This is a genomic window from Streptomyces sp. NPDC030798 (assembly GCF_055572275.1).
Genome location: NZ_JBVIDR010000008.1, coordinates 112,250 through 137,195, shown reverse-complemented (window position 1 = coordinate 137,195; position 24,946 = coordinate 112,250). Strand labels below are relative to the sequence as shown.

The 24,946-nt window shown below is 72.1% G+C and carries 21 protein-coding genes; 13 read left to right on the top strand and 8 right to left on the bottom strand.

The features are described 5' to 3' along the window. Window positions 1-138: 138 nt before the first annotated feature. The 4 genes from ACZ404_RS19865 to ACZ404_RS19850 form a co-directional block, all read right to left on the bottom strand. Window positions 139-1,719: a carbohydrate-binding protein gene (locus ACZ404_RS19865; RefSeq protein ID WP_468441608.1), complete on the bottom strand. Its 1,581-nt coding sequence runs from the start codon at window positions 1,717-1,719 to the stop codon at window positions 139-141. A gap of 236 nt (window positions 1,720-1,955) precedes the next feature. Then, window positions 1,956-2,558 (bottom strand): Rv1733c family protein, encoded by a 603-nt coding sequence (locus tag ACZ404_RS19860; protein ID WP_468441606.1) that lies wholly within the window; start codon window positions 2,556-2,558, stop codon window positions 1,956-1,958. Between the two features lie 495 nt (window positions 2,559-3,053). Beyond that, complete coding sequence (gene katG, locus ACZ404_RS19855; protein ID WP_468441604.1) at window positions 3,054-5,285, bottom strand: catalase/peroxidase HPI; 2,232 nt, start codon at window positions 5,283-5,285, stop codon at window positions 3,054-3,056. A gap of 60 nt (window positions 5,286-5,345) precedes the next feature. Continuing rightward, window positions 5,346-5,783 (bottom strand): Fur family transcriptional regulator, encoded by a 438-nt coding sequence (locus ACZ404_RS19850; RefSeq protein ID WP_468441602.1) that lies wholly within the window; start codon window positions 5,781-5,783, stop codon window positions 5,346-5,348. Window positions 5,784-6,021: 238 nt separating this feature from the next. Here ACZ404_RS19850 and ACZ404_RS19845 point away from each other — a divergent pair, with 238 nt between their 5' ends. Together ACZ404_RS19845 and ACZ404_RS19840 are read left to right on the top strand one after the other, a co-directional pair. Then, window positions 6,022-6,900, top strand: coding sequence for a hypothetical protein (locus ACZ404_RS19845; protein ID WP_468441600.1), 879 nt, complete (start codon window positions 6,022-6,024; stop codon window positions 6,898-6,900). Window positions 6,901-7,304: 404 nt separating this feature from the next. Next, window positions 7,305-8,984: a chloride channel protein gene (locus ACZ404_RS19840; protein ID WP_468441598.1), complete on the top strand. Its 1,680-nt coding sequence runs from the start codon at window positions 7,305-7,307 to the stop codon at window positions 8,982-8,984. A 328-nt stretch (window positions 8,985-9,312) separates the two neighbouring features. Here ACZ404_RS19840 and ACZ404_RS19835 read toward each other — a convergent pair whose 3' ends face one another. Next, window positions 9,313-9,849 (bottom strand): MarR family winged helix-turn-helix transcriptional regulator, encoded by a 537-nt coding sequence (locus tag ACZ404_RS19835; RefSeq protein WP_468441596.1) that lies wholly within the window; start codon window positions 9,847-9,849, stop codon window positions 9,313-9,315. Window positions 9,850-10,607: 758 nt separating this feature from the next. On the opposite strand from ACZ404_RS19835, the gene ACZ404_RS19830 reads away from it, so the two are divergent. From ACZ404_RS19830 to ACZ404_RS19820, 3 genes are all read left to right on the top strand, one after another. Continuing rightward, complete coding sequence (locus ACZ404_RS19830; RefSeq protein ID WP_468441594.1) at window positions 10,608-11,114, top strand: nitroreductase family deazaflavin-dependent oxidoreductase; 507 nt, start codon at window positions 10,608-10,610, stop codon at window positions 11,112-11,114. A gap of 147 nt (window positions 11,115-11,261) precedes the next feature. Further along, the gene (locus ACZ404_RS19825) at window positions 11,262-11,600 is read left to right on the top strand and encodes a hypothetical protein (protein WP_468441592.1); all 339 of its coding nucleotides are present in this window, start codon (window positions 11,262-11,264) and stop codon (window positions 11,598-11,600) included. Window positions 11,601-11,803: 203 nt separating this feature from the next. Then, complete coding sequence (locus ACZ404_RS19820) at window positions 11,804-12,490, top strand: haloacid dehalogenase type II (protein ID WP_468441590.1); 687 nt, start codon at window positions 11,804-11,806, stop codon at window positions 12,488-12,490. A gap of 164 nt (window positions 12,491-12,654) precedes the next feature. Here ACZ404_RS19820 and ACZ404_RS19815 read toward each other — a convergent pair whose 3' ends face one another. Continuing rightward, window positions 12,655-13,302 carry a peroxiredoxin-like family protein gene (locus ACZ404_RS19815; protein ID WP_468441588.1) on the bottom strand — a complete coding sequence of 216 codons (648 nt, stop codon included), beginning with the start codon at window positions 13,300-13,302 and terminating at the stop codon, window positions 12,655-12,657. Between the two features lie 116 nt (window positions 13,303-13,418). On the opposite strand from ACZ404_RS19815, the gene ACZ404_RS19810 reads away from it, so the two are divergent. From ACZ404_RS19810 to ACZ404_RS19775, 8 genes are all read left to right on the top strand, one after another. Next, a complete protein-coding gene (locus ACZ404_RS19810; protein WP_468441586.1) occupies window positions 13,419-14,015 on the top strand; it encodes a TetR/AcrR family transcriptional regulator in 597 nt (198 codons plus the stop codon). A 218-nt stretch (window positions 14,016-14,233) separates the two neighbouring features. Continuing rightward, window positions 14,234-15,424 (top strand): acyltransferase family protein, encoded by a 1,191-nt coding sequence (locus ACZ404_RS19805; protein WP_468441584.1) that lies wholly within the window; start codon window positions 14,234-14,236, stop codon window positions 15,422-15,424. A 175-nt stretch (window positions 15,425-15,599) separates the two neighbouring features. After that, window positions 15,600-16,079 carry an SRPBCC family protein gene (locus ACZ404_RS19800; protein WP_468441582.1) on the top strand — a complete coding sequence of 160 codons (480 nt, stop codon included), beginning with the start codon at window positions 15,600-15,602 and terminating at the stop codon, window positions 16,077-16,079. A gap of 223 nt (window positions 16,080-16,302) precedes the next feature. After that, window positions 16,303-17,196 (top strand): STAS domain-containing protein, encoded by an 894-nt coding sequence (locus ACZ404_RS19795; protein WP_468441580.1) that lies wholly within the window; start codon window positions 16,303-16,305, stop codon window positions 17,194-17,196. Further along, window positions 17,193-17,570, top strand: a complete 378-nt coding sequence (locus tag ACZ404_RS19790; RefSeq protein ID WP_468441578.1) for an STAS domain-containing protein — start codon at window positions 17,193-17,195, stop codon at window positions 17,568-17,570. The genes ACZ404_RS19795 and ACZ404_RS19790 overlap by 4 nt, the downstream gene beginning before the upstream one ends. Beyond that, window positions 17,570-18,016 (top strand): anti-sigma regulatory factor, encoded by a 447-nt coding sequence (locus tag ACZ404_RS19785; RefSeq protein WP_468441576.1) that lies wholly within the window; start codon window positions 17,570-17,572, stop codon window positions 18,014-18,016. Before ACZ404_RS19790 ends, ACZ404_RS19785 begins: the two co-directional genes overlap by 1 nt. Next, window positions 18,013-19,071 (top strand): SpoIIE family protein phosphatase, encoded by a 1,059-nt coding sequence (locus tag ACZ404_RS19780; RefSeq protein WP_468441575.1) that lies wholly within the window; start codon window positions 18,013-18,015, stop codon window positions 19,069-19,071. The genes ACZ404_RS19785 and ACZ404_RS19780 overlap by 4 nt, the downstream gene beginning before the upstream one ends. After that, the gene (locus ACZ404_RS19775) at window positions 19,055-20,722 is read left to right on the top strand and encodes a PP2C family protein-serine/threonine phosphatase (protein ID WP_468441574.1); all 1,668 of its coding nucleotides are present in this window, start codon (window positions 19,055-19,057) and stop codon (window positions 20,720-20,722) included. The genes ACZ404_RS19780 and ACZ404_RS19775 overlap by 17 nt, the downstream gene beginning before the upstream one ends. 51 nt (window positions 20,723-20,773) lie before the next feature. Here ACZ404_RS19775 and ACZ404_RS19770 read toward each other — a convergent pair whose 3' ends face one another. Continuing rightward, the gene (locus tag ACZ404_RS19770; protein WP_468441572.1) at window positions 20,774-23,053 is read right to left on the bottom strand and encodes a catalase; all 2,280 of its coding nucleotides are present in this window, start codon (window positions 23,051-23,053) and stop codon (window positions 20,774-20,776) included. Window positions 23,054-23,466: 413 nt separating this feature from the next. After that, window positions 23,467-24,930, bottom strand: coding sequence for an aminotransferase class I/II-fold pyridoxal phosphate-dependent enzyme (locus tag ACZ404_RS19765; protein WP_468441570.1), 1,464 nt, complete (start codon window positions 24,928-24,930; stop codon window positions 23,467-23,469). Window positions 24,931-24,946 lie beyond the last annotated feature (16 nt).

The window sequence follows — 24,946 nt, the reverse complement described above, 5'->3', positions numbered from 1 at the left end:
ACTCCTTCGCCTGCGCGAGGCACTGCGAAGGTAGTTGAAGTCTTGTCACGTTTACAACTCCCGTCAATTCTCCATGAGTTCGCCACATGCGGGGCGGGACGCCGGATGCCGGCGTCCCGCCCCGTTCGTCCCGTGGGGCTACGGGTTGACGACCTTTCCGCCGAAGGTCACCACGAGCGTGCCGTCCGAGGCGAACGACCAGCCCAGGGCGCCCGAGTAGGAGGAGCACCGCGAGCCGTTCGTGCCGGACCAGAACTGGTCGGAGCCGTCGGTGTCGCCGACGGTCTTGTCGTTCGAGCCGCCGGCGGCGAAGCGGCACGAGGTGTCGTTGCGGAACACCGACGTGCCCGCGTCGAAGGAGAAGTTGCGCTGGGTGTTGTCGATGCCGACGTTGTCGGAGATCGTCATCGAGCCCGGGTTGCTGTTGTAGGTGAAGCCGTGGTGCCCGTTCTTGTAGGCGATGCTGTGCCGGACGACGTGGTTCACGGCGATGTCGTCGCCGCCGAGCTTGTAGCCGTTGCGGTCGCCGTTGCCGCTCTGGCTGCCGTCGCTCAGGGTGCCGTTGCCGAAGGACAGGGAGTTCTCGATGGTCACCGGGCCGATGGCCCCCGTGTCGGTCTTGGTGAAGAGGTCCCAGCCGTCGTCGATGTTGTGGTGCGAGACGTCGTAACGGAAGACGTTGCCCGTGCCGGTGGTGAGCTTGGAGGCGAACCCGTCGGCGTCCTCGCCGTCGGAGTCGGCGTTGTCGTGCGACTCGGAGCTGACGATCAGGTTGTCGGACGGCCACTGGGACTTGGGGGTGCTGGAGGCGATCCGGCCGAGCTGCAGACCCGTGTCGCGGTTGTACGCCGTCACCGCGCGCTCGACGACGTTGTTGCTGCCGCCGACGTAGATGCCGTTGTCACCGGCGTGCTGGACGGTGAGGCCGTACAGGTGCCAGTAGTTGGCCATCAGCTGGAGCCCACGGTTCGAGGAGTTCTCGCTCTGCGCCGAGAAGTCGAGCACCGGCTTCTCGCCCGGATAGGCGGAGAGGGTGGTGCGGGCGCCGGAGGTTCCGTCGCTGCCCACCGGGATGGTGATCGTCGAGGTGTAGTTGTACGTGCCGCCGCGCAGGTAGATCGTGCCGCCGGGGGTGATGCGGCTGATGGCGGAGGTGAGCGTCGTCGGGTTCGACCGGGTCCCGGCGGCGCTGTCGGTGCCGCTCGGGGACACGTACAGCACGGCGCCGGAGGACGGCGGCGTGGTGTCGCCCGCCACGTCGACGTCGAGGTGGTCGAGGTTCGCCAGGCCGTCGGAGCCGGTCGGGGTGAACCGGATGGTGTTGCTGCCCGCCCGCACGGGGACGGTGAGCGTCTTGGTCGCCCAGGTGCTCCAGGCGCCGGTGGCCTCGAAGGAGGTGGCCGTGGCGGAGGAGCCGTTCACCGTCACGGTCGCGGGGCGGGCCGTGGTGGTGCCGTTGGCGAAGCGGACGTTCAGGGTCGCGGTGCCGGCGGTGGCGGCGTTCACGGTGAACTGGACGTAACCGCTGGTCGAGTTGGTCCCGTTGCAAAAGCCGCTGCCGGAGTATCCGCTCCAGTCGGAGTCGATGGTGCCCGTGCAGACCGCGGAGGAGCTCTCGGCCTCGTAGCGGGTGGTGGCGGCCCTGGCCGTGGTGCCGGACAGCGCGACGAGCGTGCCGGTGATGAGGCTGGCGCACGTGATGGCTGCTCTCAGGTGCATCGGCTTGTCTCCCGAGCGATCGGTTGGCTGAGCGGGTGCGGGTGCCCTGCCGTGGTCCCGCGCGGCGGCGCCGGTGGTTCGGGTGCGTGAACGCGGCTGCCGGAAGGAAGGGGAAACACGGCAGTGGAAAGCGCTTTCTCAGACCGTAGGGAGACGCCATGAGCGCGTCAATAGTTCTGTACTTGATCGTAATTCAGTGATGTGAACGCCGGTGTGCTGCGCCGAGGGATTGCGGCTCAGCGGCCGCCGCCGCTGAAGTTGCGCCACTCGGGCCCGACCCGCTTCCACTCCTCGTCCCATTCGGCCAGCCGGCGCCGGACGAGCGTGCTGCGCACCAGCCAGCCGCCGGCCCACACCGCAGTGCCGGTCACCTGGGCGACGAGGGTGCCGGTCAGCAGCGTCTGCAGCATGCCCTCCGCCGTGGAGGCCGGCGGGGAGACCGACCGGCCGCTGCGGTCCGTCCAGACCGTGACGTGGGTGCCGGCCGGGGCGCCCGGGAAGACCTTCGCGCGGTCCGTGTGCACGGAGCCGTCCGGGGCCGTCCAGCGCGCGGTGGCCCACACCCGGCCGTCGTCGTATCCGCTGCCGGCGGGCGCGGTCCGCGCGGCGCCGTCGGTGAGCACCGCGGACACGGCGTGCACCTGGGCCCGGCGGGCGGCGAGCGAGGTGTCCACGGAGTGCGCCGCGGCCCAGCCGGCGAAGGCGCCGCCGAGCACGGCGAGGACCCACGTGACGAGCACGACCCAGGCCTCGACGACATCGCTGTGCCGCCGCAGCGGGTTGCGCCGCCAGCGCCACAGCCGCACCCGTGCGACCGCGGTGGGAGGTGTCCGAGTCATCGGCCGTTCCCTCCTCTCGCCTGCCGGGGCGACCGCATCACAGAGGGTGCGGGCCGCTCGGCGCCTCGGAAGATCCGGGCCAGGTCGGGACCGGGCTCCGGATGACGGGCGGGCCGGGCGGCGCGCGCGGGCGCGTGGCCACCGCTCGCCGCGGGCCCGGAGGCGCGGGTGGCGGGCGGCTTCGGAGCGGGTGCGTGTACCCGGTCCGTGAGCGTCACGACTCCATCCTGCACCCGCGGCCGCCCGGTTGCAGTACCGGCCGTCGCGGGTGCGGGGGGGAGGTGCCCCCGGCGGTGCGGGACGGCGGGCCCGGGGCCGCCGCGTGGCAGGGGTTGCCGGCGCCGTCCGGAGACTGACCGGTGTCCGGGGCCGAGGCGGCCGGCACCCGGGCGGGTGAACAGGTCCCGGAAGGGTGAACAGGTCCCGGAAGGTCGGGCACGGCGAAGGCGCCCGGTCGGCCCTCGCGGGCCGGACCGGACGCCTTCGGCGGGTGGCTCAGACGAGGTCGAACCGGTCGAGGTTCATGACCTTGTCCCAGGCGGCGACGAAGTCCGTCACGAACTTCTCCTTCGCGTCGTCGCTCGCGTAGACCTCGGCGAGCGCCCGCAGCTCGGAGTTCGAGCCGAAGACCAGGTCGGCACGGCTGCCGGCCCACTTCACCTCGCCCGTGGCGGCGTCGCGGGCCTCGAAGGTGGTCTGGTCCTCGGAGGTCGCCGACCAGGTCGTACCCAGGTCGAGCAGGTTGACGAAGAAGTCGTTCGTCAGCGAGCCGGGCGTCTTGGTGAAGACGCCGAGCTGCGAACCCTGGTGGCCCGCGCCCAGCACGCGCAGACCGCCGACGAGGACGGTCAGCTCCGGGGCGCTCAGGGTGAGCAGGTTCGCCTTGTCGAGCAGCAGGTGCTCGGCCGGCAGGCGGTTGCCCTTGCCCAGGTAGTTGCGGAAGCCGTCCGCGGTCGGCTCCAGCGCCTCGAAGGACTCGGCGTCGGTGTGCTCCTCGGTCGCGTCGACACGGCCGGGCGTGAAGGGCACCTGGACCTCGTAGCCGGCCTCCTTGGCGGCCTTCTCCACCGCCGCGGCGCCGCCGAGGACGATGAGGTCGGCGAGAGAGACCTTCTTGGCGCCGGAGGAGGCGTTGAAGTCCGCCTGGATGCCCTCGAGGGTACGCAGCACCTGCGCGAGCTGGTCGGGGTCGTTGACCTCCCAGCCGCGCTGGGGCTGGAGGCGGATGCGGGCGCCGTTGGCACCGCCGCGCTTGTCGCTGCCGCGGAAGGTGGAGGCGGACGCCCACGCGGTGGTGACCAGCTGGGACACGGTCAGGCCCGAGTCGAGCAGCTTGGTCTTCAGGGCCGCGACGTCCGCGTCGTCGATCAGCTCGCCCTCGCGCTCCGGCAGCGGGTCCTGCCAGATCAGGGTCTCGTCCGGCACCTCCGGGCCGAGGTACAGGGACTTCGGGCCCATGTCACGGTGCGTCAGCTTGAACCAGGCGCGGGCGAAGGCGTCCGCGAACTCCTGCGGGTTCTCGTGGAAGCGGCGGGAGATGGGCTCGTAGACCGGGTCGAAGCGCAGCGCCAGGTCGGTGGTGAGCATGTTCGGCGCGATCTTCTTCGCCGGGTCGTGGGCGGCGGGCACGGTGCCCTCGCCCGCGCCGTCCTTGGGCTTCCACTGCTTGGCGCCGGCCGGGCTCTCGGTCAGCTCCCACTCGTAGCCGAAGAGGACGTCGAAGAAGCTGTTGTCCCACTGGGTCGGCGTCGGGGTCCAGGTGACCTCCAGGCCGGAGGTGATGGTGTCGGCGCCCTTGCCGGTGCCGTAGCTGCTCTTCCAGCCCAGGCCCTGCTCCTCGAAGCCGGCGGCCTCGGGGTCGGGGCCCACGTGGTCGGCGGGTCCGGCGCCGTGGGTCTTGCCGAAGGTGTGGCCACCGGCGATCAGGGCGACGGTCTCCTCGTCGTTCATCGCCATGCGGCGGAACGTCTCACGGATGTCGCGGGCCGCGGCGAGCGGGTCCGGAGTGCCGTTGGGGCCCTCGGGGTTGACGTAGATGAGGCCCATCTGGACGGCGCCGAGCGGGTTCTCCAGCTCGCGGTCGCCGGTGTAGCGCTTGTCGTCCAACCAGGTGGTCTCGGGGCCCCAGTAGACGTCCTCCTCCGGCTCCCAGACGTCGGCGCGGCCGCCGCCGAAGCCGAAGGTCTGCAGGCCCATGGACTCCAGGGCCACGTTGCCGGCGAGGATCATCAGGTCGGCCCAGGACAGCCGCTGGCCGTACTTCTTCTTGACCGGCCACAGCAGGCGGCGGGCCTTGTCCAGGTTGGCGTTGTCCGGCCAGCTGTTCAGCGGCGCGAAGCGCTGCTGGCCGGCGCCGGCGCCGCCGCGGCCGTCGCTGATGCGGTAGGTGCCCGCGCTGTGCCAGGCCATGCGGACGATGAACGGGCCGTAGTGGCCGAAGTCGGCCGGCCACCAGTCCTGGGAGGTGGTCAGGACCTCGGCGATGTCCTGTTTCACGGCCGGGAGGTCCAGCGACTGGAACGCCTCGGCGTAGTCGAAGTCCTCGCCCAGCGGGTTGGCGACGGCCGGGTTCTTGGCAAGGATCTTGAGGTTGAGCCGCTCCGGCCACCACTGGCGGTTGCCGCCGCCCTGGGTGGGGTGCAGGGCGCGCCCGTGCGCGACGGGGCAGCCGCCGCTCACCTCCTCCGACTTCGCGTCTGTGACGATCGCGTCGTGGTTCTCGGTCATGGGAATCCTTCCGGACTGGACGGAACTCTGTGCTCGGACCTGGGGTTCGGAACTCGATGCTCAGGAACTGCGGCCGGCGGAACAGTCGGGGCAGGTGCCCCAGTAGACGACCTCGGCCTCGTCGATCGAGAAGCCTCGGTCGTCGGACGCGGCCAGGCAGGGCGCGTCCCCGACCGCGCAGTCGACGTCGGCGACCGCGCCGCACGAGCGGCACACGACGTGGTGGTGGTTGTCGCCGACGCGTCCCTCGAACCGGGCGGGGCTGCCGGCCGGCTCGATACGGCGTATGAGGCCCGCGGCGGTGAGCGCGTGCAGCGCCTCGTACACGGCCTGCAGGGAGATGTGGCCCACGCGGTCGCGGACACCGGAGGCGATGGCCTCGACGCCGAGGTGGTCACCGCTCCGGACGGTCTCCAGCAGCGCCACGCGGGCCGCCGTCACGCGCAGGCCGGCACCGCGCAGCTCTTCGGCGGTCGTCGGGGTCCGTGGTGCGGTCATGAGGTGAACCTACAGGCATAAACACGAAGGATTCAAGAAAACGAACGATGCAATTTTAGCTTCGTGTCGTCGGCTGCTGTTCGCCTGCGGGTGGCTTCGCCCGAGCGGATCACGGGGCACCGCGATGCGGTAGGCGGCGCGCCGGGCCGACGGTAGGGCAATGACGGACATACGACACATCCCTCCCCCATGGTGAGAAACTCGGAGTTCGTCGCGTGGACGCTCGAGAGGGACGCTGGTGGAGCTGGACGCCGTCGCCGAGGAGCTGTACGGGTTGCGGCCGGAGGAGTTCGTCGCCGCACGGGACCGGTACGCGATGCAGGCCCGCACGTCCGGCGAGCAGGGCCTCGCGAAGGAGATCACCGCGCTGCGGCGGCCGAGCCTGGCGGCCTGGGTGAGCAATCTCCTGGTCCGCCGGCGGTCCGCGGAGGTGCAGCCGCTGCTCGCGCTCGGCGAGGAGCTGCGCCGGGCGCACCGTGAGCTCGACGGCTCCCAGCTGCGGCTGCTGGCCCGGCGGCAGAGCGAGGTGATCGGGGCGCTCGGCCGGCAGGCGCGGCGGCTGGCGGCCGAGGCCGGTCATCCGGTCGGCGAGGGGGTGCAGCGGGAGGTCGAGGAGACCTTGCACGCCGTGCTCGCGGATCCGGAGGCCGCCCGGGAGTGGGCGGCGGGGCGCCTGGTGAAGCCGCTCAGCGCCGCGATCGGCTTCCCGGCCGCCGACGAGACCGCCGTCGCCCGCAGGCCCACTCCCCCGGCGGGACCCACCAGGCCTCGCCGACGCGCGGGGGACGAGGAGGACGAAGAGCGCCGCCGGCAGCTCGCCGAGGCCCGCGAGCGGGCCCGGGAGGCCGAGCAGGAGCTGCAGACCCGGCAGGAGGAGGCGAGGGCCGCCCACACGGAGGCCGAGGACGCCGCCCGGCGTGCGGCGGAGGCGGAGCAGCGCCTGGCGGACCTGCGTGCGCAACTCCAGCACGCCCAGGAGGAGCAACGACGGGCCCGCGCGGAACAACACGACACCGAAGAGAGGGCACGTACGACCGACCGGACCCTACGAGAGGCCGAGCGCCGCGCCCGCGCCGCCGCTGCCCGGATCGAACGCCTGACCCCGGGCAACGACTGACGCCCCACCAACTCCTCCGACGCAGGCACGATCCGCTTCCGCGCCGCAGTCGGTGGCCGAGTCGGTGGCCGGACGGAAGAGAGCGGGCATCGCACGCCGTGCCCCCCGGAAGCGATCGACCTCGCGGGGCGTCGTGATCCGCCCGCGTGGAGTCCACGCCGACCGGGGACCTGGCGATCGGTAGGACCCGCCGAGGAGGTCGGCGTCGGGGATTTCGGCACGGCACCGTCCCCAATCGACTCGCGGCACCCCTGTCTCGTTTTGCATAATGCAAAACTAAGGAAGGGGAATCGATGAGTGCCGTATCGGCAGCAACACGCGGAAAGCAGGGGCCCAGCAGTGCGAGAAGGAGCTTCACACGGAGTCCGTGGCCCACTGGCCTGCGTACCGCGCCTTGGGCCCTGATGGCGCTGGCTCTGGTGGTCGGCGCCGGGGCCGGTGCGGGTTCGGTCGTCTTCCGGTGGTGCATCAAGACGTTCACCCACCTGCTGTCCGGTCATTCCGACTACGCCGCCACCCCGGGCGCCCGGAACCCGCACGTGCCGTGGCTCGGCCCGTACTTCGTGCTCCTCGCCCCGGTGATCGGCGGCCTGCTGTACGGCCCCCTCGTGCACCGGTTCGCCAAGGAGGCCCGGGGGCACGGAGTGCCCGAAGTCATGCTGGCGGTGGCCCAGCGCGGCGGGCGGATCAGCCCCAAGGTCGCCGTCGTCAAGACGCTCGCCTCGGCCCTGACCATCGGCTCCGGCGGATCGGTGGGCCGCGAGGGCCCCATCGTGCAGATCGGCTCGGCGCTCGGCTCCACCCTCGGCCGTCTGACGAAGGCGACCGAGGGCCGCATGAAGCTCCTGGTCGCCTGCGGTGCGGCGGGCGGCATCGCGGCCACCTTCAACGCGCCCCTGGCCGGCGTGTTCTTCGCCATGGAATTGATCCTGGGCACCATCAGCGCAGAGGCGTTCGGCGCGACGGTGCTGGCCAGCGTCACGGCGAGCATCATCGGACGGGCCGCCTTCGGCGATGTCGCCTTTCTGAGCCTGCCGGACTTCCACGTCGACCGCATTTCCCAGTACGGGCTGTTCGCCGTGCTCGGCATCGTGGCCGCAGGGGCCGGGGCGGGCTTCGCGCGCTTTCTGTACCTGGTCGAGGACGCCTGCGACTGGCTGTGGCGAGGCCCGGAATGGCTGCGCCCCGCCGTCGGCGGACTGGCGCTGGGGCTGGTGCTGCTGGCACTGCCGGAGATGTACGGCGTGGGCTACCCGGTGCTGGAGAAGGCGACCGAGGGCGGTTACGCCGTCGGCTTCCTGCTCCTGCTGATGGCCGGCAAGATGCTGGCGACCAGCCTGACCATCGGCATCGGCGGCTCGGGCGGCGTCTTCGCGCCCAGCCTGTTCGTCGGCGCGATGCTCGGCTCGGCGTACGGCATCGGCGTCGACCACCTGCTGCCCGACACGGGCGGTGCGGTGGGTGCCTACGCCCTGGTCGGCATGGGCGCCACCTTCGCCGGCGCGGCGCGGGCACCGATCACCGCCGTGGTCATCCTCTTCGAGCTGACCGGCGAGTACTCGATCATCCTGCCCTTGATGCTGGCCGTCGTGCTGGCCACCGCGGTCGGCCGCCTGCTCTCCCGCGACACCATCTACACCCTCAAGCTGCGCCGCCGCGGCATCGACCTCGAAGGCCCCGCACCAGGAGCACGGATCGGTGCACAGCCCGTCGGCGCCGTCATGGAACCGCTGCCCTCGGCCTTGCCCGAAGCCACGCCTCTCGCCGATGCCGCCGACCTGTTGGGCCTCTCCGGCCACGGAGCTCTCCCGGTCGTCGACGACACCGGGGAGTATGTCGGCGTGGTCACCGCCCAGGCGGTGGCCGAGGCCCTCGCGGAACAGCCGGACGCGGCGCCCGCGACGGTGGGACAGCTCGCCGGTCCCCCCGCGGCAGTCACCGCCGACCAGCCGCTCGCCCATGTCCTGCATACGCTGCTCGCGGCCGCCGGAACCGGGCTGCCCGTCCTCGACGCACCGCGGGGCAAACCGGTCGGCTGGCTCAGCCACCAGAGCGCACTGCGCGCGGTGCACGCCACCACCTGAGCATCGGCAGATGCTGTGTCCGCGCCGGCCGGCCCCACCCGCTGCGATGCACGTGGGCTGATCAGCCGTGGCCGCCGCGCGGAGCATCGCCGCAGCGCTGGAGGGCTCGGCGATGCGGGGCCTGCCTCGTCCGCGACGCGGGCCGGTGTGAGCCTCGGCCTCGCCGGGCGCCGGTCGGCGAACCGGGCGTTGGACACTGCCCGGCAGGCAGCCGGTCGATTCAGCACGTTCGTGCAGCGCGTCGTCGATGAACTCCCCGGTGCTGCCGCCTGCCGCGGCGGCCGCTCACGCCCCTCCGCTGAAGCGCCGACGCACCAGACGCAGAGCGTTACACGTCGCGCGCCGCGGTTCCGTCCACGATCCAGCCGAGCGGGTGCAGTTCCAGATCCTCCGCCCAGGGGGCCGGGGGCTCTCCTCCCACTTCGTTGAAGGCATTGAGGGCCTCTATGAGCGCGAGCCGCTGGATCGGGCGGAGACGTTCGACTATGGCGGCGATCTCGGCGCGGCGCCGGGCGGTGACCTCCTCCACGGTGCGCCGGCCCTCCTCGGTGAGTTGCAGGAGGGTTTCGCGACGGTTGGTGGGGTTGGCCTTGCGGTCGGCGAGCCCCGCGGCGATGAGCCGGTCCACCATGCGCATGGCCGTCGAGGGCGCCACCTGAAGCAGTTCGGCCAGCGCGACGAGCTTGGTCGTCCCCCGGGTGGACAGCACGACCAGCATCCGGAACTGGGCAATGGTCACCCGCTCCTCCACAGCCGCGAGCGAGCGAGCGGAGACCGCCACCAAGAGGCGGGAAGCGGTCAGCACCGCCGCAGTGACCGCATCAACGTCGTCCAAGGCATCCGTGGGGGTCTCTCGCTTCGGCATACAACCTTTCTACACTGTCAAGGTCGCCGCGCTCTCACTCGCTGGAGGCAGCTTTTCCGTCCGTGCGGCCGTGATCCCGGAACAAGAGCATCACGGCGTCCTCCTGAACCGGCCCGGCGGCATGCCGCGCCAGATCCTCGCGCAGAGCCTGTGGGCGCGGTCCGCGTCGGGCTTCTCGAGCAGGCCCGCCCGGTCCTCCAGAGGGCGGAAGGACAGTCCGGGTCCCGGGTCTCGATGACGCCGTCCGTGTACAGCAGCAGCCCCCGTACGCCCCCATGCCGAGCGGCAGGGCGAAGGCGGGCGACCGGGGAAGCCGACGCCGCCGCACTCACGCACGACCGGCGGGGCCGGACGACCACGGCGGCGGTCCGCACCGCGGCCGGCCCCTTGCCCTGGTGTCCCCCGCCATCACGCGGATCCCGTGCGCCGAGGCCACCCCGTGCGGATCAGCACCGATCCGCGCCTCCGCGACCGCCGAGGCGTACGACACCGCCGCCTGGTGCGGGCCCGCGGTCCGCGACAGCGGCCGCAGCAGTACCCGCTGGGTCACCTCCGCGATCACCGGTGACGCCGGCGACCGACGCCCTCGCCGTGAATCCCCGACGATCCGGACCGGCGATGACTGGCCCGATCCCGTGTGCCAGAGAGACACTCCCACCTTTAGACTGTGCAAAGGTTCTCGCGTTCAAGCCGCTCTTGCCTCGGCCCGTAACCCAACAGAGGCGAGCCGGCACGTCCGACTCTCCGGAAAGGCGAAGATGCCCCGCAGACAGACGCCGTCCGACCGGCCCCCGCTCCCCAGCGGCTGGCGGCGCTTCATCGCACGGCTGCCGATCGTCGGGTTCCGCGCGGGGCTGGGGTGGCTCTTCGGCGAGCGGCTGCTGCTGCTCCACCACACGGGCCGCGTCACCGGACTGGACCGCAGAGTGGTCCTCGAAGTGGTGGAGCACGACGCGGCCGCCGGCAGTTGGACCGTCGCGTCCGGATTCGGCCGGAAGGCAGCCTGGTACCGCAATCTGCGCGCGCAGCCGAAGACCGTCGTTCAGGTGGGCAACCGCCACCACGCCGTCACCGCGCACTTCCTGGCACCGGACGACGGCGCCGAGATCATGGCGCGCTACGCCCGCCGGCATCCACGGACCGCACGCCGGTTGTGCGCGTTCATGGGCTTCCCCGCGGACGGCAGCGAAGCAGGGTTCCGGGAAGCCGGCAGGACCATTCCCTTCGTACGCCTGGACACCGGCCCCGGTTCCCATTCGGTGTGATCGGCACAACGGCGGTTCCCGTCACAAAGCTGTGACAACGACCGGGCGGCAATGCGATGCCACCGGACACTGCCGAGATCCGGCATGGTCCGACGGCGCCAGGGCCTGCGACCATCATCCGGTGTCCGATCGAGCCGGGGAGTGGCCATGACGTGGTTCGTGGGAGTAGTCACGGCGCTGGGCCTGTCCACCCTCGTCTACGGAGCCGTATGCCTGCGTACGGGGTGGACCCTTCCGTGGGCACGCGGTCGCGTGGCGCGCCCCCGGGCCCACGGACTCGGCGCCATCTTCATCGGTGTGCCCTGCCTGGTGCAAGGACTGTTCTACTTCGGGATGGTTCCCAGCCCGTCCTGGGAGGTCCGCTTCTTCGCCTCGAACGCCTTGATGCTGACCGGGCTCGCTCTCGTCGCAATCGGCCGGATGCGGCCGTCCCAGATGTCCGCACAGGCAAGTGTGCGTCGCCGTCGGCGTCTTGATGCCTGGTGAGCGCTCACGCAGACGTGGGCAGGGCAGCGTCGGCACCACCGTCGCGAGATTCCATACGGTGGCCACTCGCATGACTCCGGTTGCGGGTACGGACAGTCGGGTACTCGCTGCCCGTCATGACCCGCGGAACCACGTCTGCGCCGCTTGCTTCAAGCCGACCCGGCTCATCCGCGGCACGGTCGAGAACGTCGAGAGGGGACGTCATGACGGAGGCCCTCCCGGAGCTGGTGCTGTTCGACGTGAACGAGACGCTCTCCGATCTGTCCGCGCTGCACACCCGCTTCGCCGACTTCCACGTGCCCGCGCACCTGCAGGCCACCTGGTTCGCGGGCGTACTGCGGGACGGGTTCGCGCTGACCGCCGCGGGCGGCTACGCCCCCTTCGCGGACCTGGCACGCGAGGGCCTGCTCGCCCTGCTCGACGGCTTGGACGACTGGCGCGGCGACCCCGCGCGGACCGCCGAACACATCCTGGACGGCTTGTCCCAGCTGCCGCTCCACCCCGATGCCCCGGCCGCCGTCCGCACCCTGCGCCAGGCTGGATTCCGCCTGGCGACCATGACCAACGGCAGCGCCGCGCTCACCGAGCGGCTGCTCGACCAGGCCGGGATCGCAGGCTGCTTCGAGGCCTTGCTGGACGTCGCCGGACCGCGCTGCTGGAAGCCGGCCCCCGAGGCCTACCACTTCGCCACCGAGCGGTGCGGCGTGGCGAGGGAACGCACGCTGCTGGTCGCCGTGCACCCGTGGGACGTCGACGGCGCGCAGCGCGCAGGGCTGGCCGGAGCGTGGCTGCGGCGCGGGGCGGGCCGTTACCCCGCGTCGATGCTGCCGCCCACCCGCACCGCCGAGAACCTCGCGGACCTCGCCGACGCTCTGACCGCGACCGCTTGACCGAAGCTGCGGCGGGTTCCGCGGAGGTCAATGGTGCCTGGTCTTCAGCAGCATGACCAGGCAAGGATCATGGGGATCGCCTTCTTCTGGAACGCCCGTTTCATGGCTCCGGTCGGCGGAGACGGCGGATTCCGCTCGCCGACGCGTCCGTCGCGCCGGCGAGGTCATGCGAGGGAGTCGAGGGCGACGAGGATGTCCGCGGGTTCGGCGCGCTTGGTGTAGTCGGTGTCGACGAACGCCCACTGGATGATCCCGTCGCGGTCGACGACGTACGTCGCGGGCAGCGGCAGGGTACGGGCGTGACCGCCGTTGACACGCTGGAGGTCGAAGCCGAACCCCTCGTAGACGACGGCCAGGTCCTCGGGCAGGTCGAAGGCGAGGCCGTACTGCTTGGCGGTGTCCGAGCCGACGTCGCTGAGCACGTCGAAGGCCAGCTCGTGCCTCTCGGCCAGAGTCAGGGACTCGTCCGGGATCTGCGGGGAGACGGCCACCAGCCGGGCGCCGCGGGCGATGATGGCGTCGTGGTGCTGCTGGAGGGCGTGCAGAGCGATGTTGCAGTACGGGCACCAGGCACCACGGTAGAAGGTCAGCACGACCGGTCCCTGGACCAGCAGCTCGTCCAGTGCGACGGTCCGTCCGGTGGCGGAAGGCAGGCTGAAGCGAGGTGCACGGGCGCCCGCGGACAGTGCTCTCTCGGCCTGACCGGAGGCGGCGAGCTCCCGGGCCGCGCGGTCCATGACGTCCCGCTGCGCGGCGGGGATCTGCGGGTAGCGGGATGCGAAGAAGGCGCGCAGTTGCTCATCGAGACTCATGGTGGCTCTTCCTTCCGCTGACGACGAATCAACTGGGAACGTCCGTTCCAAGATTTTTCCAGCATAGCGGCGGTCGCGTTATCTTGGAACCATCGTTTCAGGATGGTGAGTGGCGCATGCCGGACATCAAGCACTTCGACCCCGACGCGGCCCTGGACACGGTGGTCCGGCTGTTCTGGCGCCAGGGCGTCGCCTCGACGGGCGTCCAGGACGTCGTGACGGCGACCGGGCTCAACCGTTCCAGCCTGTATGCCACCTTCGGCGGCAAGCAGGACCTCTACCTCGCCGCGCTCCAGCGCTACATCGAGACCCACTCCGAGCCGGCGTTCCGCTGCCTCGCCGAGGACGACCGCGGGCTGCCGGCCCTCGCCGAGTTCTTCGCCGGGCTGATCGAGGTGCGCTGCTCGGGACCGTACGCGCAGTGGGGCTGCATGGCCGTCAACGCACACGTCGGCGCCGAGAACGGCACCCCGGAGGTCCGCCGTCTCCTCGAACGGCACCATCGCCGGTTGTGCGAGGCCATGCTCACCGCCCTGCGCACCGCCCGGGCGCGGGGTCAACTGGGCCCTGACGTCGACCTCGCCACCGCTGCCGAGCTGCTGACGCTGCTCGCCTACGGGGTCAACCTGCGCTCCCGCGCCGGGGCCGACGCCAAAACCCTGCACAGGACGGTGCACACGGCCCTGGCCTCCCTCGGTGATGCCCCCACGTGAGGCACCAGGTTGGGGGGTCCCCTTCCGGGATCCACGGTTGACCGACGCAAGGGCGGTCCTCACTCGAAAGGGTGCACCGGGCCGGGGCGTCCGTGGCATACGGCGGAGCCGCTCGTTCGCCGGCCGTGTGAAGTTGGCAACGTCACGTGAATGGAAAGGGGCAAACGGGCAACGTTCCCCTTCATGCCCCACGCGAACCTTCTGCGGCAGGTGATCGGATGACCACGGCGACGACCCGGACGACCCGGACGCCGCCCGCTCCAACCGGCGCGGCCACGGCGGCGGACAGATCCTCGCCGCCCGTCGCCATGCCCTCCCTGCCGTCCCTCACCGGGCTGCGCTGGATGGCGGCGCTGCTGGTGTTCGGGCTGCACGTGAACAACTTCGGCTACTTCGGCGGCGGCGCCGGTCACATCGTGACCTGGGCGTTCGGGGCGGGTGCCACGGGGGTCTCGTTCTTCTTCGTGCTGTCCGGTTTCGTGCTCACGTGGTCGGCGCGGCCCGGTGACCGTGCGCCGGCCTTCTGGCGGCGGCGAATCGCGCGGATCTACCCGGTGCACCTGGTCACCCTGGGCGTCGCGTTCGTGATGGCGTACACGCTGGCCCATCAGAGCCGGCCGACGGCCGGGCAGGCGCTGGCCAATGTGCTGTTGCTGCACTCGTGGTGGCAGCCCTGGTGGCAGACGCTGAACCCGGTGAGCTGGTCGCTGGCCTGCGAGGCGTTCTTCTACGCGGCCTTCCCGCTGCTGATCCTGCTGCTGCGGCGGCTCGGCGCGCGTGGCGCGACGGTGCTGGGCGCGCTGTCGGTGCTCGCGGTGCTGGTGCTGGCCTGGGCGGACGCCCACCACTGGACGAGCGCGCCGCTGTACTCCTACCCCGCCGCCCGGCTGCCCGAGTTCGTGCTCGGCACGGTGACGGCCCGGCTGGTGCTGCTCGGCCGCTGGCGCGGGCCGGGCCTGGAGGCCTCGCTGGCGCTGGCGATCATCGGGTACTTCCTGGTCCCACAGGTCGCGCCCGGCTATCCGGCCACCGTGTGCACGCTCGCCGGGTTCACGCTGCTGATCCCGGCGGCGGCCGTCGCGGACCTGCAGGGTCTGCCCTCGCTGTGGCGGCACCGACGGCTGGTGCGGCTGGGGGAACTGTCGTTCGCCTTCTACATGATCCACCTGCTGGTGCTGCGCGCCGGCACCCATCTCCTCGGCACCAAACCGCACTTCGGGGTACTGGCGGGCCTGACGGTCACCGCTGCCGCCTTCACCGTGTCGCTGGGCCTGTCGTGGCTTCTGTACGAGGCGGTGGAATGCCCCGCACGACGCCTGCTGCTCCGCCGCCGCCGTCGCCCCACTCCCCAGCTCGAGTCGGTCCCGCCCAGCCGCGAGGCCCCGGCCCCGGCGCCGGCACACGACTGATCCGCTCCTGCCCGCCAGGCCGTCCAAGTCGTCCCGCGCCCGGCGGAGTTGCCGGCCACGCAGCTGTGCTCTGCCCGCCGGGCACGCGGCCGGTGGCGGATTTGGGATGCATGACCTGGGCGCAAGCAGGAACCCGAAGGTCTCGTGCAGTCGTAGGAAGCGGGAGGTGTGCTTCATGTCGCAGGTTGAGGAGTCCGTTCGGGTCGGGGTTCCGGTGCGGGCCGCGTACAACCAGTGGACGCAGTTCGAGACGTTTCCGGAGTTCATGGAGGGGGTGGAGCGGATCGAGCAGCGGACCGACACCCTGACCCACTGGGTGACGAATGTCGGCGGGGTGCGCCGGGAGTTCGACGCGGCGATCACCGAGCAGAGGCCCGACGAGCGGGTCGCCTGGACCACGGTGGACGGTGAGGCGCGGCAGGCCGGTGTGGTCACCTTCCACCGGATCGACGACTCGACCACGCAGGTCATGCTGCAACTGGAGTTCGACCCCGAGGGCGTGACGGAGACCGTCGGCGACAAGCTCGGCCTGGTCAAGCGGCGGGTATCCGGCGATCTGCGGCGGTTCAAGGAGTTCATCGAGCAGCGCGGCGGTCTAGAGACCGGGGCGTGGCGGGGCGAGGTCGGCGGGCCGCAGAGCGGCGGCGGGTTCTGAGAGATCTCTCCCCCGCCCCTCCCGGACGTCCATCGGTCTCCCTGGTCCGATACGTCCCACGCGCGAGTGACATCGGTAACAGCGAGGAGAGCCTGCCGTGATCCGGGGTAGTCGGCTCTCCGTCACCGGCCCGGCGGCTCAGGCCGCCGGGCCCCGCGCGATGCAGTGAAGCAGTCGTCATGGCCCTGCCGGGCCCGGCGGCAGCAGGTGGGAAAGGGAGAGAATGGACGTGCCGGAGCAGGCAGTGGCCGGGTCGGCGCCGCAGTGGGTGAGCGACTTCCTGGAGCGGCGCCGGGAGCAGATCGCCCAGCGCTGGGCGGACGCCCCCTTGTTCCGCTCGGTGTTCACCGTCTCGCGCGACGAGGCGGTCGAGGCGTGCAAGGCCGTCCTGGACGCGCTGTCCGATGTGACGGTCAGCGGGCGCCTTGAGGACATCAGTGCCCCCGGATTCACCACCGTGCGCGAGCAGTTGGGCTGGATGGCGGCCACCCGCGCCCGTACCGGGTCCACCGCGGCCCAGATCGCCGACGAGGTGTCCGCCCTGCGCGGCCCGGCGGTGGATCTGCTGCGCGAGGAGTTCCCCGACCCGAACGCCGCCGGTGCCCAGGAGGGCGTGCTCGTACTGACCCTGGTGATGAGCACCCTGCGGCTGGTGGTGATGGAGACGGCGCTGAACGCGAACCAGGACCTGATCGAGCGCCAGCGCCAGCAACTGCTCGAAGTGGCCACGCCGGTCATCAAGCTGTGGGAGGGGACCGTCGCCGTCCCGCTGATCGGCACGCTGGACAGCGCGCGCAGCCAGGTGGTGATGGAGTCGCTGCTGGAGGCGATCGTCGACCAGCGCGCCCGGTACGCGATCCTGGACATCACCGGTGTGCCCACGGTCGACTCGCTCGTGGCCCAGCACCTGATGAAGACGGTGGCCGCGGCGCGGCTGATGGGGGCCGAATGCATCGTCTCCGGTATCCGTCCGGCCATCGCACAGACGATCGTGCAGCTCGGCATCGACCTGGGGTCGGTGCTCACCCGTGCCTCCCTCGCCGACGCGCTCGCCTACGCGCTGGGGCGACAGGGCATCGAGGTCTCCCGCGCGGACACCGGTGCGAGCGCCCGGTGAGCCATCCCTTCCCCGCTGGATCCCAGGTGCCCGTACTGGCCCTGGGCGACGTCCTGCTCGTCACGCTGCACGGCGAGTTGCACGACGGCATGGCCGAGCAGCTCCAGCAGGACCTCACCAGCCGTATCGCCGCCAGCGGGGTCACCGGCGTGGTGATCGACATCTCGGGTGTGGAGATCGTCGACTCGTTCCTCGGGCGGGTGCTGGCGGAGATCGCCTCGACGGCCGGTCTGCTGGCGGCCCGCACGGTGCTCGCCGGCATGCGGCCGGCCGTGGCGATCACGCTGGTCGAGCTGGGGCTCACGCTCCCCGGCCTGGTGACCGCCCTGGACGTCGACCGTGCCCTGGAACTGCTGTCGCAAAGGGGGGCCTGATGGCCGCTTCCGGGCGCGCCGCCGCGGCCGGCCTGCCGATCGGCTCGGACGCGGATCTGGCCTGGGTCAGGCAGCAGGTGCGGCAGTGCGCGGCGCAGCTCGGCTTCGGGCTGGTGCAGCAGACGAAGCTGGTCACGGCGGCCAGTGAACTGGCCCGCAACACGCTGGTGCACGGCGGCGGCGGGCGCGCGGAGATCACTCCGCTGGACAACGGCCGTACCCGTGGCCTGCGCATGCGCTTCACCGACCAGGGACCGGGCATCCGGGACCTGGACCTGGCGATGACCGACGGCTACACCTCGGGTGGCGGCCTCGGACTGGGGCTGAGCGGCGCCAAGCGCCTCGTGCACGAGTTCGACGTGGACACCGAGCCCGGCCGGGGCACCACCGTCACGGCCATCGCCTGGGTCACGCAGGTGCCCGCGGCACGTCCGGGGGGCGAATGAGTCGGGTGTGGGAGGTCCCGGTGCACGACTCGACCCGGGTACGGGACGTACGGGTCGCGGCCGGGGCGGCGAGCGCGCGGGCCGGGCTCGACCAGGACCGCAGGGCGGCCGCCGAACTCGTCGCCACGGAGCTGGCGACCAACCTGCTCAAGCACGCGGGCGGGGGGCTGATGGTGGTGAATCTGGTGGACGGTCCGGCCGGGACGGGCACGTCGGTGCAGCTGTGCTCACTGGACCACGGGCCGGGCATCGCCGACGTGCGCGCCGCGCTGCGGGACGGTTTCAGCACCGCCGAGGCCTCCCTCGGCGCGGGGCTGGGCAGTTGCGGGCGGATCGCGAACGCCTTCCATCTGTACAGCGTCCCGGGCCGCGGCACGGTGGCGGTGGCCCGGATAGACGTCGGTCCGGTCCGGCCCGGGCCGCCGGCGCCGGAGGTGCCGGTGGGCGGGGTGACCGTGGCGCTCGGGCGGGCGGAGGAGTCGGGGGACGCCTGGAGCTGGGCGCGCTCCGGCGAGCTGCTCACCCTGGTGCTGGCCGACGGTCTCGGCCACGGCGGCCGGGCCGCCCACGCCTCCACGGCGGCGGCCCAGGAGCTGCGGCGCGCCGCGCACCTGCCGCCGGTGGAGATCCTGCGCCGGCTGCACACGGCCCTGCGGCCCACCCGGGGCGCGGCCGTGGTCGTGGCGCAGGTGGACAGCGGCCGGCAGGAGCTCCGCTTCGCCGGGGTCGGCAACGTCGGCGCCCGGCTGCGCACGGGAGACACCTGGTCGTCGCTGGTGTCCCATCCGGGCATCGTCGGGGCGTACTTCCCGGCGCAGGTTCCGCTGCGGCGGGCGCCGTGGCGGGCGGACAGCCTGCTGGTGGTGCACAGCGACGGGCTGCCGAGCCGCTGGCAGTCGCCCGAGGACCCGCGTCTGCTCGCCCATGATCCGACGGTGGTGGCCGCGACGGTCCTGCGCGACGCCGCCAGTCCCGCCCGCCCCGTACGGGACGACGTCAGCGTGGCCGTACTTGCCCCCGACCGCCGGACCAGCACCCATGACAGCCGCCTCTGACATCTGGACCATCGCCTCGGCAGCCGACGCCGCCCGCGCCCGTGCTCTGCTGGCGCGGCTGACGGCGGACGCCGGTGTGCCCGCGCTCGACCGGGCCCGCTTGCTGACCTCGTTCACCGCGCACCTGCGGCGCTGTCTCGGCAAGGGCGGCGCCGAGGTCGCCGTCCGCGCCGGGACGGACCGTCTGCACCTCGCGGTACGGCGGCCGGGCCGCTCGGCGGACTGGGAGCGCACGGTGCCCTGCTCCGGCCAGGTGGCCGTGCCCGCGCCCCGTTCCGCGGATCTGGCCGGGGCGCTGCTGGACGCCGACGCGGACACGGCCGCCGTACTGGAGCACCTGGCCGAGACGGAGGAGCTGGTCCGCTTCCACCGGGAGGAACTGCACCAGACCAACCAGGGGGTGCTGGCGCTGCACGCCGAACTGGAGGCGGCCGCGCTGGCCCAGCGTGAACTGCTCGACGCCGAGCGGGCGGCGCGCGCGGCGGCCGAGAACGCCCGCCGGCTGCTCACCTTCCTGGCGAACGCCAGCGCCGCGCTGAACGCCTCCCTCGACCAGGACGACATCCTGCGCCGGCTGCCCGAGCTGCTCGTGCCGGAGTACGCGCACCACGTCGGCATCTGGCTGGTCGACGACGAAAGCACCCCGCCGGGCGGCCGGGCGGCCGCCACGGTCACCGCAGCCCGCACCGGACGCCCGCAGCACGCGGCCGCGCACCCCGGGGAGCTGCCCGGCGTGGACGACCTGCCGGCGTCCGCGCTGTCCCCGGACCGGCCGCTGCTGTGCCTGCCGCTCGGCTCCCGCACCGTGCAGGGCGTCCTCACGCTGGCCGCGCCCGGGGAGCGCTTCGACCCGGACACCACCGTGATGCTGCTGGAACTGGCCCGGCGGGCGGGCATCGCCCTGGACAACGCCCGCCAGTACGAGCAGCACCGGCACGTCGCCGAGGCGCTGCAGCGCGCGCAGCTGACCGAACTGCCCGGCACGCCCGGCCTGTCGCTGGCGGCGCGGTATCTGCCGGCGACCCACGGCCTGAACATCGGCGGTGACTGGTACGACGCCTTCCCGCAGCCGGACGGCAGTGTGCTCGCGGTGATAGGGGACGTGACGGGGCACGGGCTGCGGGCGGCGGTCATCATGGGCCAGTTGCGCACCGCGCTGCGGGCGTACGCCGTCGAGGGCAACGGGCCGGCACGGATCCTGACCCTGCTGCACCGGATGCTGCGCCACCAGCAGCCGGAGTTGTACGCGACCTGCGCGATCGCCCGTCTCACTCCCGGTGACCCCACGGTGGTGTGGGCCGCGGCCGGGCATCCGCCGGCCATCGCGCGCGATCCCGAGGGCGCGGTGCGGGTGCTGGAGGCCAAGCCCGGGATCATGCTGGGCGTTCCGCTGCCCTACGAGTACGAGGAGCACACGGTGCGGCTGCCGGCCGGGTCCACGCTGGCGCTGTACACCGACGGTCTGGTGGAGCGGCGGGCCGCCGGGATCGACGCGGGCATCGACCGGCTGGTCCGGGCCGTGGAGGCGCTCGACGCGGCGGAACTGGAGGACCTGGACGCGGCGGCCGAGTCGCTGCTGAAGCCGATGCTGCACGACTCCGAGCACGACGACGACGTCTGCCTGCTGCTGTGCCGCACGACGCAGTCCTGAACGGCCGTGCGCCGGCCCCTCGGAAGGGGCCGGCGTACGGGGCGGGGCCGGTCAGGCCGCGGCGGGGAAGCGTTCCCAGACCCGGTGGGTGCCCAGGAGTTGGGTGATCTGCTGCAGTGCGGTCGTCGCGCTGTCGCCGAGGACGACGCCGGGCGCATCGGTGGGGATGCCGGCGGCTTCGAGGACTTCTTCTCCGGCCTTGGAGGCGCCGATGGCCTTGCCGTGCCGGAAGGCCTCCCCCAGCAGCAGTGCGACGCGCGGGTCGGCGGTGGACTGCTGTGCGGCGGGCAGGCCGGCCTTGGCGTCGCGGGAGCCGTAGGCGTCGGTCCCGACCCCGGGGGTGCCGGCGAGCAGGATGGCGTCGAACTCCACCGAGCGTGCGGTGGCGTAGGTGCGCTGGACGGTCAGCGCGTCCGTGCCGGAGCCGAGGGTGCCGCCGGCCGGGGCGACGATCAGCGGGACCATGCCGCCGTCGAGGACGGCCTGCCGTACGGCGCGTACGCCGTCCAGGTCGCCGTCGGGGCCGGTGATGATGCCGATGACGCGTCCGTCGGTGGGCCAGGTGTGGCCGACCTGGGAGAGGGCGGGGCTGGGTTCCACGTCGGCGAGCGGCACGGTGGGCTCGGGGGCGGGCAGTCCGAGGCCGGCGGCGACGCCCGCGCACAGCTCGGGGTCGATGTTGGCCAGGACCTGCAACGCCCGTTCGCGTACGGCCTGTTCGTAGCACTTGCCGAGCTCGAAGGTGTAGGCGCCGATGATGTGCTCGCGTTCCACGGGGCTCATGCTCAGCCAGAACCGGCGGGGCTGGCTGAAGTGGTCCTGGAACGACTCGGGCGCCTCGCGGACCTTCGTCGCCTCCGGGACCCGGACCGGTGTCTCGACGTAGGCGCCCAGGTCGGCGCCGGCGGTGAACGGGCAGCCGCCGTCGAGCGAGTTCGGCCGGTAGGGCGCGACTCCCCGGTGCACGGCCGTCTGGTGCATGCCGTCGCGGAGCATGTCGTTGACGGGGGCGTGCGGGCGGTTGATCGGGATCTGGGCGAAGTTGGGGCCGCCCAGGCGGGTGATCTGGGTGTCCAGGTAGGAGAACAGGCGCCCGGCGAGCAGCGGGTCGTCGGTGATGTCGATGCCGGGGACGAGGTGGCCGGGGTGGAAGGCGACCTGCTCGGTCTCGGCGAAGAAGTTCGAGGGGTTGCGGTTGAGGACGAGCCGTCCGACGGGCTGCACGGGGGCGAGTTCCTCGGGGACGATGTTCGTCGGGTCGAGCAGGTCGATGCCCTCGAAGGTCTGGTCGGGGGTGTCGGGGAACGTCTGGATGCCCAGTTCCCACTCGGGGTGGGCGCCCGCCTCGATGGCGTCGGCGAGGTCCCGTCGGTGGAAGTCGGGGTCGACGCCGTTGATGATCTGCGCCTCCTCCCAGACCAGGGAGTGCACGCCCAGCTTGGGCTTCCAGTGCCACTTGACCAGGGTGGTGCGGCCCTCGGCGTCGACGAGGCGGAAGGTGTGGATGCCGAAGCCCTCCATCGTCCGGTAGGAGCGCGGGATGCCGCGGTCGGACATGTTCCACAGGACGTGGTGGGTGGCCTCGGTGTGCAGGGTGACGAAGTCCCAGTGGGTGTCGTGGGCGCTCTGCGCCTGGGGGATCTCCCGGTCCGGGTGCGGCTTGGCGGCGTGCACGATGTCGGGGAACTTGATGGCGTCCTGGATGAAGAAGACGGGGATGTTGTTCCCGACCAGGTCGAAAACGCCCTCGCTGGTGTAGAACTTGGTCGCGAACCCGCGGGTGTCGCGCACGGTGTCGGCGGAACCGCGCGAGCCCAGCACCGTGGAGAAGCGGACGAAGACCGGGGTCTCGACGTCCTCGGCGAGGAAGGCGGCCTTGGTGACGTTGGCCGCCGTGCCGTAGCTGGTGAAGATGCCGTGGGCCGCGGCGCCGCGGGCGTGCACGACGCGCTCGGGGATGCGCTCGTGGTCGAAGTGGGTGATCTTCTCGCGCAGGTGATGGTCCTGCAGCAAAACCGGGCCGCGGGGGCCGGCCTTGAGCGAGTGGTCGGTGTCGTACAGCCGGTTGCCCTGCGCGGTGGTGAGGTAGCTGCCGCTCTGGGCCATCCGGGCCTGTTCGGCGCCGGTGGGCTGCCCGGTCGGCGAGACGGTGTCCGGGCCGGTCTGGTCGGGCTTCGGGGGCAGCGGCTCGCGGGGTTCGGTGGGTTCGGCGACCGACGGCGACTCGGGTCCGGGCTTGCCGGGGATGCCGTCCTGCGGTCCCGTGCCGTCTCCCTGCACCGCTCGGGCGACCTTGTCCGCGGCACGCTTGAGGGGGTTGGTCTCGCTCATCACTACCATTCCTTCGCTGGTCACGGGGTGCCCGGCACGGGCGAGGGGGATGGCGGGCACACGGGGGCCGGGTACGCCCGAACGGGCGCCGGCCGTGGTCGAGTGTCAGAAGGCCGAAGAGCCCGGGCGTGCGGCCTCACACCGAGGTCCCCGGGCCGGGGCGTCCGAAACCGGGGAACACGGGGGTGTTTCCCGTCGGGGTGAAGTCGGGCCGGCGCGGGCCGCGTCGGCGGCGCGGCCGGCCCTTCGGACGTTCGCCTCGGCCCGGAGACCATGGAGCGGGTCAACTGCCCTCCTGCCAGTGTGGGTTCGCAGGAGGGCCGTTGCTTGACCCGGGGGCGGGCGGCCACCGGTCCGCCCGCATACGTCACCCTAGGCGCTGCGCGCGCACCCCGCAGGTCGGATACCGCCGGTCAGGGGCGGGCCAGGACGCGCAGGGTCTGCAGCTCGGGGTCGGCGGAGTCCGAGATCAGGAAGCCGTGCTCGACGCCGCTGCGCAGGTAGTCCAGCACCTCGGCCGTGATGACCTCGCCCGGTGCCACGACGGGTACGCCGGGCGGATAGGGGCTGATCATCTCGGCGGCGATGCGCCCGACGGCCTGGTCGGCGGGGATCTGCTCGGCGGGTCCGAAGAAGGCGTCGCGCGGCAGGACCGCCTGCTCCAGCTCGAGCACGCGCGGTTCGGGCAGGTGGACCGCGGGCTGCCGTTCGATCGAGTCGGCCCCCTCCACCAGGGCGTGCACCGCCTCCAGGAAGATCTTCTCGGTCTCGTCGTCGTCCGAGTGGGTGATGGAGGCGCTGATCCGGCAGCTGTCGGAGCCTCCCACGTCGATGTGGCGGTGGGCGCGCAGCCATTCGGCGGCCTGCATGCCGCTGATGCCGAGGTCCCGGACGTCGACGACGATCTTCAGCGGGTCGTACTCGGCGGCCAGGCCCTCCTCGATGATCTCACCGCCCATCACCCGCAGCCCCGGCAGCTCCCGCAGCTCGGCCCGCAGCCGCTCGGCCCGGTGCAGGGCCCGGTCCAGCAGGTCGTGGCCCTGCTCCACCATCTGCCGCCGCCAGCCGTCCAGTGCGCCGTAGACCAGGCTGGAGGCGCTGGTGGTGCCGAGCAGGTCCTCGCGCTGCTTGAGCACGTCGGGGGAGACCCGGTCGTGCTGCAGGTGGAACACCGAGCTCTGCTCGATGGCGCCGCCCATCTTGTGGACGCTGGTGACGACCAGGTCCGCGCCCGCGTCCATGCCCCAGGTCGGCAGGCCGGGGTGGAAGGGCAGGTGGGCGCCCCAGGCCTCGTCCACGATGAGCGGTACGTCGAAGGAGTGGCAGACGTCCGCGACACCCCGGACGTCGCCGCAGGTGCCCCAGTCGGTCGGCGTGATCAGCAGCATGCCCTTGGCGTCCGGGTGTTCGCGCAGCCGGTCGCGCACGTCGTCGGGCTCCGGCGGGTGGGCCAGATGGCGTTCGCGGTCGAACTTGGGGTGGACCCAGATCGGCACCACACCGTTGATGATCACCGCGGCGATGACGGACTTGTGGGCGTTGCGGGACAGCAGCAGCTTCTCCCCGGGGCCCGCGACCGCGAGCATCGCGGTCTTGACCGACAGGGAGCTGCCGCACGTGGAGAAGAACGCGTGCTCGGCACCGACGGCGTCGGCCATGAGCTCCTGGGCCTGTTCCAGCACGCCCTGGGACTGGCGGCGGTCGTCCAGCCCGTTCAGGGTGAGCACGTCCGAGCGGAAGACGTCGATGCCGAGGACCTCGGCGACCCGGGGGTCCGTGCCGCGGCCCTGTTTGTGGCCGGGGGGTCCGTACACGACGTCCCCTCGTCGCCGGAACTCCTGCAGCGCCTCCAGCACGGGTGCGCGCGAGTGATCCATCGCCGTCCTCCTCCTG